The organism is Sphingomonas sp. SL1004 (assembly GCF_057815015.1).
In genome coordinates, this window is the sequence record NZ_JBYMUX010000001.1 from 60,231 (window position 1) to 74,415 (window position 14,185).

General features: G+C 65.7%; 13 protein-coding genes. 7 read left to right on the forward strand and 6 right to left on the reverse strand.

Going from position 1 to position 14,185, the window contains the following annotated elements:
• Window positions 1–25: 25 nt before the first annotated feature.
• Window positions 26–1,270 (reverse strand): TetR/AcrR family transcriptional regulator, encoded by a 1,245-nt coding sequence (locus tag AC3D24_RS00340; RefSeq protein WP_489027200.1) that lies wholly within the window; start codon window positions 1,268–1,270, stop codon window positions 26–28.
• A 156-nt stretch (window positions 1,271–1,426) separates the two neighbouring features.
• On the opposite strand from AC3D24_RS00340, the gene AC3D24_RS00345 reads away from it, so the two are divergent.
• From AC3D24_RS00345 to AC3D24_RS00370, 6 genes are all read left to right on the forward strand, one after another.
• Window positions 1,427–2,710, forward strand: a complete 1,284-nt coding sequence (locus AC3D24_RS00345) for an acyl-CoA dehydrogenase family protein (RefSeq protein ID WP_489027201.1) — start codon at window positions 1,427–1,429, stop codon at window positions 2,708–2,710.
• Window positions 2,711–2,842: 132 nt separating this feature from the next.
• A complete protein-coding gene (locus AC3D24_RS00350; RefSeq protein ID WP_489027202.1) occupies window positions 2,843–3,925 on the forward strand; it encodes a Zn-dependent alcohol dehydrogenase in 1,083 nt (360 codons plus the stop codon).
• A 20-nt stretch (window positions 3,926–3,945) separates the two neighbouring features.
• Entirely contained in the window at window positions 3,946–4,989 is a 1,044-nt protein-coding gene (locus AC3D24_RS00355) for a phosphotransferase family protein (RefSeq protein WP_489032987.1), read from the forward strand.
• A 125-nt stretch (window positions 4,990–5,114) separates the two neighbouring features.
• The gene (locus tag AC3D24_RS00360) at window positions 5,115–5,879 is read left to right on the forward strand and encodes an SDR family oxidoreductase (RefSeq protein WP_489027203.1); all 765 of its coding nucleotides are present in this window, start codon (window positions 5,115–5,117) and stop codon (window positions 5,877–5,879) included.
• A gap of 15 nt (window positions 5,880–5,894) precedes the next feature.
• A complete protein-coding gene (locus AC3D24_RS00365) occupies window positions 5,895–6,692 on the forward strand; it encodes an SDR family NAD(P)-dependent oxidoreductase (protein ID WP_489027205.1) in 798 nt (265 codons plus the stop codon).
• 71 nt (window positions 6,693–6,763) lie between these two features.
• Window positions 6,764–7,945, forward strand: coding sequence for an energy transducer TonB (locus AC3D24_RS00370; protein ID WP_489027207.1), 1,182 nt, complete (start codon window positions 6,764–6,766; stop codon window positions 7,943–7,945).
• 3 nt (window positions 7,946–7,948) lie between these two features.
• On the opposite strand, the gene AC3D24_RS00375 is transcribed toward AC3D24_RS00370, so the two are convergent.
• Window positions 7,949–8,356: a BLUF domain-containing protein gene (locus AC3D24_RS00375; RefSeq protein ID WP_489027209.1), complete on the reverse strand. Its 408-nt coding sequence runs from the start codon at window positions 8,354–8,356 to the stop codon at window positions 7,949–7,951.
• A gap of 203 nt (window positions 8,357–8,559) precedes the next feature.
• On the opposite strand from AC3D24_RS00375, the gene AC3D24_RS00380 reads away from it, so the two are divergent.
• Window positions 8,560–9,174 (forward strand): superoxide dismutase, encoded by a 615-nt coding sequence (locus AC3D24_RS00380; protein ID WP_489027211.1) that lies wholly within the window; start codon window positions 8,560–8,562, stop codon window positions 9,172–9,174.
• A 109-nt stretch (window positions 9,175–9,283) separates the two neighbouring features.
• On the opposite strand, the gene ispZ is transcribed toward AC3D24_RS00380, so the two are convergent.
• The 4 genes from ispZ to AC3D24_RS00400 all read right to left on the reverse strand — a co-directional run bounded on the left by ispZ (window position 9,284) and on the right by AC3D24_RS00400 (window position 14,177).
• On the reverse strand, window positions 9,284–9,886 hold the full coding sequence (ispZ, locus tag AC3D24_RS00385; protein WP_489027213.1) for a septation protein IspZ: 603 nt from the start codon (window positions 9,884–9,886) through the stop codon (window positions 9,284–9,286).
• Window positions 9,887–10,048: 162 nt separating this feature from the next.
• Window positions 10,049–10,984, reverse strand: coding sequence for a signal recognition particle-docking protein FtsY (gene ftsY / locus AC3D24_RS00390; RefSeq protein ID WP_489027215.1), 936 nt, complete (start codon window positions 10,982–10,984; stop codon window positions 10,049–10,051).
• Complete coding sequence (gene mtaB, locus AC3D24_RS00395) at window positions 10,981–12,228, reverse strand: tRNA (N(6)-L-threonylcarbamoyladenosine(37)-C(2))-methylthiotransferase MtaB (protein ID WP_489027217.1); 1,248 nt, start codon at window positions 12,226–12,228, stop codon at window positions 10,981–10,983. Before mtaB ends, ftsY begins: the two co-directional genes overlap by 4 nt.
• Window positions 12,229–12,551: 323 nt before the next feature.
• Window positions 12,552–14,177 (reverse strand): putative bifunctional diguanylate cyclase/phosphodiesterase, encoded by a 1,626-nt coding sequence (locus AC3D24_RS00400; RefSeq protein WP_489027219.1) that lies wholly within the window; start codon window positions 14,175–14,177, stop codon window positions 12,552–12,554.
• Window positions 14,178–14,185 lie beyond the last annotated feature (8 nt).

Consider the following 14,185-nt stretch of genomic DNA (forward strand, 5'->3'; position numbering starts at 1 on the left):
AGCGCGGAATCGCACCCGAATGTGGTTAGGCTTTCGCCAGTCCGTCGTCGAACAGCCCGAACATCAGGGTCGAGGCATACATCGCGATCGCCCGCTCGCGCGGCATGGTCGAGGCCCATTTGCGCATGTCGAACGCCGCGTTCTGCAGCGCCATCAACGCCTGCGCCGCGATCAGCGCATCGACCGCACGGATCGAGCCTTCGCCGATGCCGTCCATCATCATGCCCGCATAGCGCCGCGCGATGCCATTGGAGCGCTCGACCATCGCGTTGCGTACGCCCACCGGCAGGCCACTGAGCGCAGTGGTGCGCAGCAACGGCCCACGTTCGGCGAACTGCACGTCTAGCAGGGTCGCGACGGTGCTAGACAGCTTGTGCCAGAAGCTCCCGCCCTCGGCTTCGCCGCGGCTCTGTGCATCGGCGATCGTGTCGAAGCTGCGGCGGTAGCATGCGATGACGAGGTCGTCCTTCGCGTCGAGATGGTGATAGAAGCTGCCCTTGGTCACGTTCAGCTCGGACGCGATCTTCTGCACCGAGGCGCCGCGATAACCGAGCTCGTTGATCAGGCGGGTGGCGGCCAGCAGGAACGCCTCACGGCCCGGCTCCGCCTCGTCATGGCTCAGATCGAGCAGGGTGGGCGCCCATTTGGCACCCTTGCCGGCGATGCCGTGCGCGAACACGTCCATCAGTCGTTCCTCGACGCGACCATATTGATCGGGCTCGTACCGCGTCAGCCAGATCGGCAACCAGAACGTGTTCTCGAGCAGGACGTGCGCGCGCGCGCCGTTGAGATCGGTCTGCGCACGCGACGAGGTCGGGCCCCAAAGCAGGCGGGTACGGCGGAACACTTCGCGCCACCCGGTCATCAGGCGGCTGCGCATCGGATCCTCGGTCGCGCGCAGATCGGAGAGGACCGCGAACGCCTTCTCCTCGCCGCGCTGAATCCGCCCGAGCCGCGCCATGTTGAGCGCGAGATAGCGCCGCACGCGCTCTTCCGGCGTCGCCTCTTCCATCGCCACGTCGAGCATCGCGATCAGCGATTCCAGCGTGTGCTCGAACGCCGCCGCCGCGAGGTCTTCCTTGCGCTTGAAATAATAGGTAACGCTGGTCGTGTTGAGCCCGACGCGCCGCGCCACGTCTGCGAACGTCATGCCCTTGGCACTCTGTTCGTTGATCGCTTCTGCCGCCGCGGCGAGGATCGCGTCACGCTTCGCACGGAAGCGCTTGGTCCCCTGTTCGCTCTCGTCGCTGACGTCTGCCGGAACCTTCATCGAAACACCCTAACAGCTTCGATTTGAAGATACAGTGCTTTTTAGGCGCTTTCAGGGCGGACTTGAAAACATGCTTTCCGAGGTCCTCCACACGCTTTACCGAATACGCGGTATGGTCTAACCCGCCTCCAAAGCGATGATGAACGGAGAGCCCGCATGGATTTTACGCTGAGCGAACGAGAGACGTATTTCCGGGATCGGGTCCGCGATTTCATCGACCAGAATATCCGCCCGCGTCAGGCCGATTACGACCAGCAGGCGCATGAGGGCGAGCGCTGGAAGGTGATTCCGGTGATCGAGGAGATGAAGGAGAAGGCCAAGGCCGCCGGGCTCTGGAATTTCTTCATGCCGCCGCATTCGGGCCAGACGCATGTCGACGATTCGTTCGAGTTCGAAGGCACGCAGCTCACCAATCTCGAATATGCGTTATGCGCGGAGGAGATGGGCAAGGTCGGCTGGGCGAGCGAATGCTTCAACTGTTCGGCGCCCGATACTGGCAACATGGAGGTGTTTCACCGCTATGGCACGCGCGAGCAGAAGGACGCCTGGCTCGGGGCGCTGATGCGCGGCGAGATCCGCTCGGCGTTCCTGATGACCGAGCCTGCGGTGGCGTCTTCGGATGCGACCAACATTGAGACGAGTATGGTGCGCGACGGCGATCACTACGTCATCAACGGCACCAAATGGTGGTCGAGCGGCGTCGGCGATCCGCGATGCAAGATCGCGATCGTGATGGGGAAGACGAGCTTCGAGGGGTCGCGGCACCAGCAGCAGAGCCAGATCCTGGTGCCGATGGACACGCCGGGCGTGACGATCACGCGGATGTTGTCGGTGTATGGCTATGACCATGCGCCGCATGGGCATGGTGAGGTCGTGCTGGAGAACGTCCGCGTGCCGGTAGAGAACGTGCTGCTGGGCGAGGGGCGCGGGTTCGAGATCGCGCAGGGGCGGCTTGGGCCGGGCCGGATTCATCACTGCATGCGGACCATCGGTGTTGCGGAGACGGCGATCGAGGCGATGGCGCGGCGGCTGCTCGACCGTGTCGCGTTCGGGAAGCGGATTGCCGACTTCTCGGTGTGGGAGGAGCGGATCGCGACCGCGCGTATCGATATCGAGATGACGCGTTTGCTGTGCCTCAAGGCGGCGGACATGATGGACAAGGCTGGCAACAAGTCGGCGCAGATCGAGATTTCGATGATCAAGGTTGCGGCGCCGAATATGGCGCTGCGGATCTTGGACGATGCGATCCAGGCGCATGGCGGCGGCGGCGTGTCGGGCGATTTCCGGTTGGCGCATGACTGGGCGGCGATGCGGACGCTGCGCTTCGCGGATGGTCCGGATGAAGTCCACAACCGCTCGATCGCGCGGAACGAGTTCGGGAAATACGGCGACTTCCGGAAGGGTGGCGTGTCGAGCGGAGATGTCGGGGTGAGCCGGTAAACTCACCGCATTCCCCGTTCGTCCTGAGCGAAGTCGAAGGACCGGCTCGCTTGGGGCAATGTCCTTCGACTGCGCTCAGGACGAACGGAATTTTTGATTGTCCGCCCGCCAATTTTCGGAGCCTGACTACCCATGAAAGCCGCAGTCCTTTTCGAAGCAAACACCCCGCTCAGCATCGAGGACGTGACCGTCTCAAAGCCGACGGCCCATGAGGTTCTGATCCGCACGGTGGCGGTCGGCGTGTGCCGGTCCGACCTGCATTTCGTCGACGGCGCCTATCCGCACGCGATGCCGACGATCCCGGGGCACGAGGCTTGCGGCGTGGTAGAGGCGGTCGGCGACGAAGTACGCGGCGTGAAGGTCGGCGACCATGTCGTCACGTGTCTCTCGGCATTCTGCGGCCAATGCGAGTTCTGCGTCACCGGACGGATGTCGCTGTGCATCGACGCCAGCGTGCGCCGTCCCAAGGGCGCCGCGCCGCGCCTCATGCTCGGCGATCGGCCGATTGCGCAGATGCTCAACCTCAGCGCCTACGCGGAAATGATGCTAGTCCACGAACACGCTTGCGTGGCGATCGACCGCGACATGCCGATGGACCGCGCGGCGTTGCTCGGCTGTGCGATCACGACGGGGGCAGGGGCGGTGTTCAACACTACGGATGTGACGCCGGGCGAGACGGTCTGCGTGGTCGGCTGCGGCGGCATCGGGCTCGCCGCCGTGAACGCGGCCAAGATCGCAGGCGCGGGGAAGATCATCGCGCTCGATCCCGTGCCCGAGAAGCGCGCGATGGCAGAGAAGCTGGGCGCGACACACAGCATCGACGCGCTGTCCGACACGGCCGCGGACGAGGTCGTCGCGATCACCAAGGGCGGCGTTCACCACGCGATCGAGGCGGTCGGACGCGCGCAATCGGCGGCGACCGCGGTGAAGGTGCTGCGGCGCGGCGGTACCGCGACGATCTTGGGGATGATGCCGCTCGGCGAGAAGGTCGGGCTGTCCGCGCTCGATCTGCTTTCGGGCAAGCGGTTGCAGGGCGGGTTCATGGGGTCGAACCGATTCCCGGTCGACATCCCGCGGCTGGTCGATTTCTACATGCGCGGGCTGCTCGATCTCGACACGATCATCGCCGATCGGATGCCGCTGGAGCGGATCAATGACGCGTTCGACGAGCTTCGTCGCGGTGACACGACGCGTAGTGTGATCACCTTCTCGTGACGAGCGACGCGGCAACCAGCATGGTCGGCACGATCGAAGTCGGGGATAAGGACCGGCTCGACCTTGACACGCTTGGTGCGTGGATGACCGCCAATGTGCCGGGTTACACCGGCCCGCTGACCTACGCGAAGTTCGCCGGCGGCCAGTCGAACCCGACCTACCGCCTCGATACGCCGGAGCGCGCCTACGTGCTGCGCCGGAAACCGTTCGGGCCGATCCTGCCGAGCGCACATGCCGTTGACCGTGAATACCGCGTAATTGCGGGACTGCATCCCACCGGCTTCCCCGTCCCACGGCCCTACGGCCTTTGCGAAGACGCGGCCGTGATCGGCTCGGCGTTCTACGTCATGGAGATGGTCGAGGGGCGGACGATCTGGGACGGATCGATGCCCGGCGCGACTCCGCCCGAGCGCACCGCGCATTACGAGGCGATGGTCGACACGCTCGCCGCGCTCCACAACACCGATTACGCGGCGGCGGGGCTCGGCGAGTATGGCAAGCCTGGCAATTATTTCGAACGCCAGGTCGGCCGCTGGACCAAGCAATATCGTGCCGCCGAGACCGAGCATATGGAGTCGGTCGAGCGGCTGATCGAGTGGCTTCCGCGGACGTTGCCCGAGCAGACGCGGACCTCGATCGTCCACGGCGACTACCGCATCGACAACATGATCTTCGCGCCGTCCGAGCCGAAGGTGATCGCGGTGCTCGACTGGGAATTGTCGACGCTTGGCGATCCGTTGGCGGACTTCTCGTATCTGCTGATGAGTTGGGTGACCGAGCCCGAGGGCCGCTCGGGCGTGCTCGGCATGACTGGGCCCGAGACGGGCATCCCGACGATCGAGGAGGTCGTGGAGCGGTATTGCGCCGCTACCGGCCGTGACGGCGTCCCCGATCTCAACTGGTATTTCGCCTACAATCTCTTCCGCCTGACCGGGATCGTCCAGGGCATCAAGAAGCGCATCATCGACGGCACCGCCTCGAGCGCGCAGGCGGAGAAGACGGTGGCGAAGATCCACGGTCTGGCGGATGCGGCGTGGGGGTTTGCTGTGAAAGCGGGGGCCTGACTCATTCCCCTCCCGCATGCGGGAGGGGCTAGGGGTGGGCTCGCGCTCACCATGTCGTACACCGTGTGTGGAAGGCCGGGCGCCCACCCCCGGCCCCTCCCGCATGCGGGAGGGGAGAAGCAAGAATGTCGCAATTCGACCTGACCGGGATGGTCGCCATCGTCACCGGCTCCTCGCGCGGCATCGGCTTGGCCTCCGCGCGGGAACTTGCAGAACACGGCGCGAAGATCGTCATTTCCAGCCGCAAGCAGGACGCCTGCGACACCGTCGCCGCGGATCTGAACGCGAAGCACGGCGACGGTACCGCGATCGCCATCGCCGCGAGCATCTCCGACAAGGCCGCCCTCCAGCACCTCGTCGACCAGACCCGCGCCCAGCTCGGCCGCATCGACATCCTCGTCTGCAACGCCGCCTCGAACCCCTATTACGGCCCACAAGCCGGCATCGCCGACGACCAGTTCCGGAAGATCCTCGACAACAACATCGTCTCCAACCACTGGCTGATCCAGATGGTCGCGCCCGAGATGCTGGAGCGCCGGAGCGGCAGCATCGTCATCATCTCGTCGATCGGCGGGCTGCGCGGCTCGCCGGTGATCGGCGCGTACTGCATAAGCAAGGCCGCCGACATGCAACTCGCGCGCAACCTCGCGGTCGAGTTCGGCCCGTCCAACGTTCGCGTCAACTGCATCGCGCCGGGGCTGATCAAGACCGACTTCGCGCGGGCGCTTTGGGAGGACCCGCAGCGGATCGAGGCGGCGAACACAAGCGTGCCTCTCCGCCGCATCGGTGAACCTGAGGAGATCGCGGGCGCGGTCGTCTTCCTCGCGTCATCGGCCAGCAATTTCATGACCGGCCAGACGATGGTCATCGACGGCGGCGTCACGATCTAACCGAAGGACCATGCGATGCGCTTTACGGACAAATCGATCATTGTCACCGGCGCAGGCTCCGGCATAGGCCGCGCCGCCGCGCTACTGTTTGCAGCCGAGGGCGGCAACGTCATCGTTGCTGACAAAACCGAGGGGGCGGACGAGACCGCGCGGCTCATCGGCGAGGCTGGCGGCACCGCCAAGGCGATCCGCATGGACGCAGGGCTCGAAGACGACGTGATCCGCACGATCGCGCTGGCCTGCGACAGCTTCGGCGGGCTCGACATCATGTTCGCCAACGCCGGCATCTCCGGCGGCATGGCGAACCTGTTCGACACCGACGTCGCGCTGATCACCGAGGTGCTGCGGGTCAACCTGATCGGTCCGTTCCTAGCGATCAAGCACGCCGCGCCGCGCATCGCCGAGCGCGGGAAGGGCGCCATAGTCCTTACCGCCAGCGTCGCGGGGATCCGCTCCGGCGCAGGCTCGCCTGCCTATTCCGCGTCGAAGGCCGGGGTCATCAACCTCGCTGCCGTCTCGGCGCAGCAACTCACCGGCTCGAACGTCCGCGTCAACGCGATCTGTCCCGGGCTGACCGAGACCGGCATGACCAAGCCGGTGTTCGACTATGCGCGCGATGTCAACAAGATGGACCGCGTCGGCCGCCTCAACCCGCTCCACCGCGGCGCGCAGCCGGAGGAGCTCGCCAAAGTCGCGCTGTTCCTCGCCTCCGACGACGCCAGCTACGTCAACGGCCAGGCGATCGCGGTCGATGGCGGGCTGTCGTCGAGCCATCCCGTCACTCGCCAGGAGTATGGCAAGACCGCGGCGTGACTTGCAGCGGTCATGATCGTGCGGCACGATGCCCGTATCAGCGGCGGTATTTGCGGTTTGGAGGATACGCGATGGGTATGTCCCGGTTGGCCCTATCGATACTGATCGGCGGTCCCGCCGCGACCGCGTATGCGGTCGTTCCAGACACGCAGGTGCCGCCTATCGTCGTCGGCAGCGTCCCATCCGGCCCAAGGCTCTCTGCCGGAGCGCCGCAGTACCGGCAGGTCCTCGTGACATGGAATGCGCGCGAGGTGCGCTGCGCCGGCGTGCCGGTTGCGTTCGTTCGTCAGCCGGCGGTCATGCCGATCCTGAACTGGGCAGCGCCGACCTCCGCCATGAAGTCGGTCGAGTTTGGGTTCACGATCGATCCGGTCGGGCGTCCGATCGATATCAAGCGCTTGGCGATGGACTATGTGGCGACCGGTGGCGACCTAGCGCCTGCATTGGCGGTCGCGCAATTCGCTCCGAATAGTCCCCGAACCGCGTGCAGCCTGACGTATGTTCCGGACGCGCAGCCGATCGCGAGCGCCCCGATCGCCCTTTTGATGGCCTATACGATGTTTCCGCAGCAGCACCCAACGCCCGAAATCTGGGCGCGGGTGAAGCCGGCCGGCTCGACCTGTTTCGATCCGGTGCCGCAGGTCCGCAACCGGGCCTTTCCCGATTTCGACGCCCTGCCGCGACAGCCTGGGCGTCAGAGCTGGAGCATGATCGGCTTCGATATCGACGAGAACGGCACGCCGGTCCGCCTGAAGCCGGTGGCGGGCAACGGCAATGCGTCGCTGGACGCGGCATCGCTCAAGGCGGTCGCGGAGTCCCGCTTCGCTGCCGGCGCGAGAACAGGGTGCCAATACCCCTATTGGATCGGTGCGGGGACGGTCCCACCGCCGCCGATGCCGGAGGAGGCGAGCTTCAGGCCGGCCGACGCGACCTGTCCCGCACGGGCGGAATGGGCGGTCTCGCCGACGCTGACCTATCCCGACAATTTCCGCCGTCGCGGGATCGAGGGATGGGCGATGATCGGCTACGATGTCGCGCCCTGGGGGGCTACCGGCAACGTCCGTGTTCTCGCGACGCAACCATCCGACGAGTTCGGCGCGCAGGCGATACGGATCATCACGACGGCCAAGCGCGTGCCGTCGGCGACCGGCTATACCGGCTGCGTCGACCGCGTATTCTTCAAGATGGGCCCGACGCAGCGCAAGCCGGGCGGCCCGCCGGTGATCTTCGATCCGCCGCAGCCCGTCTATTGAGCGCTAGGCGGCTTTCATGTGGAGATCGACGAAACCGGTGAAATAGCCGCGCAGCATGGGGTCGTCGATCGGGGCGATCAAAGCGGCCATCGCCGCGGTGGAATCCCCCAAGGTCGCGTTTCCGCCGGCCTGATAGCCCATCGACCAGGACCCGAAGCTGCGTTCGGTGATCGTCTGCCGCGCGAGCGAGACCATCGCGAAATGCCGTGGGTCGCGCTGAATCCGGTCGAAGGTCTGCGCGACGGCGAGATCGGTGCCCTCGAGCACCTGCAGGAACCGCTTGCCGCCGACGATCAGCAGCCCGGTGACGCCTACGGCGGCGTTGTTGCGGCGGGAGACGCGGAGGATATCGTCGATCACATCCTGCGTGATGATCGCGCGGGCGGTGCTGATGTATAGAAGTCGTTGCATGTCGAATCTCTTACCGGTGTCGCAACCAACATAAATTAGGTGTGCGAACAGCGCGTTAATGATTGGCGGGCAGCGACGGTCGCGCAGCGCGGTGCAAGGCGGCTCGACAAAAACTGCCGACGGGTACGCTTGCGTAACGAGATGACGGGGAGCATTTGCGCTGTGCGGGCGTTGAGCGTCCGACCCCATAAAGGAGAAACCCCATGGCTTTCGAACTCCCACCGCTGCCTTACGCCTATGACGCGCTCGAGCCGGTGATCGACCAGGAAACGATGAAGTTTCATCACGACAAGCATCACGCGGCGTACACCGCGAAGCTGAACGAAGGCGTCGAGAAGGACTCTGCGCTCGCAGGCAAGTCGATCGAGGACATTCTCGGCATGATCTCGTCGCAGCCGCCGCTGGTGCGCAACAATGGCGGCGGCTTCTGGAACCACGACTTCTTCTGGAAGACGATGGCAGCCAAGAGCGGCCAGGCACCGTCGGGCAAGCTCGCCGAGGCGATCGATCGCGACTTCGGCAGCCTCGACAAGCTGAAGGACGAGTTCAACACCAAGGGTGCGGGGCAGTTCGGCTCGGGCTGGGCGTGGCTGATCGCGGACGACAGCGGCAAGCTGAAGGTGACCAGCACGCCGAACCAGGACAACCCGCTCATGGACGACGCCAAGGAGCCCGGCACGCCGCTGCTCGGCAACGACGTCTGGGAGCACGCCTATTACCTGACGTACAAGAACGATCGTCCGGGCTATCTGAAGGCTTGGTGGGACATCGTGAACTGGGACGTGGTCGGCGAGCGTTACGCGAAGGTCGCCGGCTGAGCTTTCGGTAGGATCCGTCACCCCAGCGAAAGCTGGGGTATCCCCGTTGGCGGTCGGCTCGGCTGAAACGGGGAGAGCCCAGCTTTCGCTGGGATGACGATTATAGAATTTATTCTTCGGGCGGCGGGTCGGTGACGGCCTTGTCGCCCGTTTGCAATCCGTGCTTCAGCAGCATCGGAATGTTGGCGAATGCGAAGATCAGCGTCAGCGGGATCGCGCCCCAGAGCTTGAAGCCGACCCAGAAATCCCAGCCGGCATCCTTGCCCCAATGTGCGAGCGTATAGCGCCAGACGAATTCGTTGAGCGCCGCCATGAAGATGAAGAAGACCACCCAGTTGCGCGTCAGCTTGTGCCAGCCTTCCGCGGTGAGCCCGGGATAGGCGCTTTCCAGCAGCGTCTGGAGCAAAGGACGGCCGGTCAGCAGTCCGAATAGCAGGATGGCGGCGAACATCGCGTAGATGATGGTCGGCTTCATCTGGATGAAGCGCTGGTCGTGGAAATAGATCGTCAGGCCTCCGAACACGACGATCAGCGCACCCGACAGCCACAGCATCGGCGAGATATGGCCGGTCTTGAGCTTCGACACGATCATCGCGGCGATGGTGGCGATGATGAACGCGGTAGTCGCGGTGATCACGCGGACGATCGGCAGGCCGGGTGTGAGGAAGTTCACCGCGAAGAAGATCGCGAGCGGGCCGTAGTCGATCGCCATGCGGAGACCGGGGGATAGGGGGGGCTTGGTGGGGGTCACGAGATCAATCCAGACTACCGTTCGTCCTGAGCGTAGTCGAAGGGCATGCCACAAACGGGCCGGTCCTTCGACTACGCTCAGGACGAACGGAAAAGAGGGGCGCAGGGCGAACGGAGGGAGAGATTACTTCCGAACGCTCTCCACACCCGCGATGATCCGGCTCACCTCGTTCGCGTCGAACGGGCGCAGATCCGTCATGCCCTCGCCGATGCCGATCGCGTGGATCGGCAGGCCGTATTTCTCGGCTGCTGCCACCAGAACGCCGCCGCGCGCGGTGCCGTCAAGCTTGGTCATCACCAGGCCGGTGACGCCCGCAACCTCCTTGAAGACCTCGATCTGCTGGAGCGCGTTCTGGCCGGTGGTGGCGTCGAGCACCAGGACGATGTCGTGCGGGCTCTCGGGGTTGATGCGGCCGAGGACGCGGCGGATCTTGGCCAGTTCGTCCATCAGCTCGCGCTTGTTCTGGAGGCGGCCGGCGGTGTCGACGATCAGCACGTCGATGCCGGTCTCGGTCGCCTTCTTGACCGCGTCCCACACCACGCCCGCCGCGTCGCCGCCCTCGGGACCGGTGACGATCGGCACGCCGACGCGCTCGGCCCAGGTGCGGAGCTGGCCGATCGCGGCGGCGCGGAAGGTGTCGCCGGCGGCCAGCATCACGCCGTAATCCTGCTCCATCAGCAGATGCGCGAGCTTGGCGATGGTGGTGGTCTTGCCCGAGCCGTTGACGCCGATGACCAGGATAACCTGCGGGCGCGGGAAGGCGTCGATCTCGATCGGCTTGGCGACCTTGGCGAGCACCTTCTCGACCTCTTCGGCGACGATCACGCGGATGCCGAGCTCCTCCATGTTGCGCTCGAAGCTGCCCTCGGAAAGACGGTGGCGAATGCGACCGGCGGTCTCGGGGCCCAGATCGGAGGCGATCAACGCCTCCTCGATGTCGTCGAGCGTCGCGTTGTCGAGCCGTGCGCCGCTGAGACCGGCGAGGTTGCCGACGAGCCGGTCGGAGGTGCGCTTGAAGCCGCCGATCAGCTTGTCGTGCCAGGTTGGGGTGGTGCTCATGATGGTTCTCGTGTTGCGCTGAGGCGGTCGGAGGTGGCGCCGGTGATCGTGATGCGGACGATGTCGCCGGGTATGGCGGGTTCGTCCAGTGCGACTTCGGCGAAATTGCCGATATGGCCGCGGTCGCCGGGGCGTTCGACGAGCACGTCTTGCGAAGTGCCGACCAGCTTTTGCAGCCACCGCGCGCGTGCCGTTTCGCCAGCCTCGCGGAGGAGGGCGGCGCGCTGGCGGCGGACTTCGGGCTCGACCTGCGGCATGCGGGCGGCGGGGGTGCCGGCGCGGGGTGAATAGGGGAAGATGTGCGGGTGGACGATGTGGCAGTCGTCGATCAGCGCGAGCGTGTTCGCGAACATCGCCGCATCCTCGGTCGGGAAACCGGCGATCAGGTCCGCGCCGATCGCGATGTCGGGGCGCGCGGTCTTGAGGCGGTCGACCAGCGCAACGCTTTCGGCACGCGAGTGGCGGCGCTTCATCCGTTTGAGGATCATGTCATCGCCGGCCTGGAGCGAGAGGTGAACGTGCGGCATGATGCGCGCTTCGGTCGTGAGCAGCGCGAAGAGGCGGTCGTCGATCTCGATGCCGTCGAGCGAGGACAGGCGCAGGCGTTCGAGCTTCGGGACGTGATGCAGGATGCGTTCCACGAGGTGGCCGAGCGTCGGTGCGCCGGGGAGGTCGGGCCCGTAACTGGTGAGGTCGACACCGGTGAGGACGATCTCGCGGTGGCCTGCGTCGACGAGGCCCGCGATACGATCGACGACCGCGCCGGCGGGGACCGAGCGACTGGGGCCGCGGCCGAACGGGATCGCGCAGAAGGTGCAGCGGTGGTCGCAGCCGTTCTGGACCTCGACGAACGCGCGGGCGTGCGCGGAAAAGCTGGCGGCGAGGTGAGGCGCGGTTTCCCGGACCTGCATGATGTCGGAGACGACGACCGGGGCGTCGGTCTGCCAGGCTTGCGACGTGAGCTTGTCGGCGTTGCCGATGACGCGGTCGACTTCGGGCATCGCGGCGAAGCTGGCCGGATCGATCTGCGCAGCGCATCCGGTGACGACGATCTGCGCGTTCGGCCGGTCGCGCTTGGCGCGGCGGATCGCGACGCGCGTGGCCTTCACGGCGGCGTTGGTGACCGCGCAACTGTTGACCACGACCATGTCCCGCCCGGCGACGAGCGCGCGGATGGTCTCGCTTTCGGCGATGTTGAGGCGGCAGCCGAGGCTGATGACCTCTGGCTGCGGGGCAGATGGCATGGGGCGCGATTTAGGAGGGGCTGGGGGGGAAGTCCACGGTTGGTGTTGCAGGGGGTGGTGCGTCCGATATCTTGTTTCCCCACAAAGGTGGGGGGGGGGGAAGAAGACCAACCGGAGCGCTGCTTGGTCCTGGGCTCCCGCGTTCGCGAGAGAACGGGGGTATTGTTGGTGCTCCGTATTTCATCGCACACCACCCCGGCGAAGGCCGGGGCCCAATTGGACCGGTCGCAGTAACCGCGGGCCGTCCGTAGTTAGCAACGTTCCCCAATTGGGCCCCGGCCTTCGCCGGGGTGGGGGGGGGGGCGGTAAGAACGTGCTCGCGGTTAGCCCGCCAACCGCGATGCAATCCCGCGGGGCGGTGGCACGTCGCGATCCGGCCGCTGCGCCAGCAATCGTTTCTCCGCGAGCAACCTCCGGACCTGCGCTGCACCCAGCGGTCGGCCGTACAGATAGCCTTGGCCCTTGGCGCACCCCATGCCGCGCAAGCGTTCCTCAATCGCGGCGTCCTCGATTCCCTCCGCGGTGGTCGGCAGGTTGAGACTGTCCCCCAGCCGCGCGATCGTGTTCACGATCGCCATGCTCTCCGGATTGTCCAGGATCGAGGTGACGAAGCTCTTGTCGATCTTGATCCGATCGAACGGCAGCGCCCGCAGATGCGCAAGGCTCGAATAACCGGTGCCGAAATCGTCGAGCGCGAGGCGGATGCCCTGGTTCTTCAGGCTCCCGACGATCGACTGGGCGAGCGGGAGATTGTCGAACAGCGCGCTCTCGGTGATCTCGATCTCGAGCCGGCTCGCGGGAAAGCCCGTCTCGACCAGCGTCTTGATGATCTTCTGCGCGAGCCACGCGTCGCGTAGCTGCAGCGGGGAGACGTTGACCGAGAGGGTGAGCCCGGCGTCCCAGTCCCGCGCTGCGGTGAACGCCTGGTGCATGATCGACAGCGAGAGGTCGCCGATCAGGCCGATTTCCTCGGCGATGGGGATGAACACGTCGGGTGCGATGATGCCCTTGGTCGGATGTTCCCAGCGCGCGAGGACCTCGAAGCCGGTGATCCGGCCGGTGGCCAGGTCGACCTGCTGTTCGAAATAGGGGACGACCTCGTGGTTCGGAATCGCGTTGCGCAGACCCGTCTCGAGTTCGCCGCGCAATTGCAGCGAGCGCTCCATCGAGCGATCGAACCACGCGTGGCGGCTGCGTCCGGCGGTCTTGGCGGCGTGGAGCGCGATATCGGCGTTGCGCAATAGTGTGTCGATCGAACCGCAGTCGCCATCGGAGCGCGCGATGCCAATCGACACGCTGGTGTGAATATCGGCGCCGTTGCTGCGGAACGGCAGTGCGAGCGCCGCGACCATCCGCTCAGCGATCCGATCGGCGACGTTCTTGTGCGCGGAATCGAATACGAACGCGCAGGCGAACTCGTCCTCGCCCAGGCGCGCGAGCAGGCTGGTGCCCGGTGCGATCGCCGCGATCGTCTCGGCGACATACGCGAGCAGCAGGTCGCCGACTGCATAGCCGTGCAGGTCGTTGACGCTCTTGAAGTGATCCACGTCGATCGTCAGCATGGCCATCGCCTTGCCGCGGCGGCGGGCGCTGGCGAACAACGTCGCGCCGTCCTCGGACAAGGTGCGGCGGTTGAGGAAGCCGGTGAGCGGATCGCGTTGCGCGAGAGCCTGTGCGCGGTGGCCGGCTTCGGTCAGGTCGCTCAATTCCTCGGCGAGCGCGCGGTAGCGGAACCAGCCGAACAGGATCAGCGCGACGTTCAGCAGCATCGCCGCGATCAGCGTGCGGTCGATGACCGCGGTGCTGCCGTGCAAATTTGCCAACGCCTTGACCAGGACCGTGCCGCCGGTGCCGACGAACAGCAGCATTGCGGCGCCGGTGACGGCGCCGGTCATGAATTCCCGACTGATGTTGCGGGGCGCGCGCGTCGCCACCGACTTTGCGGTCATGGGGGTGT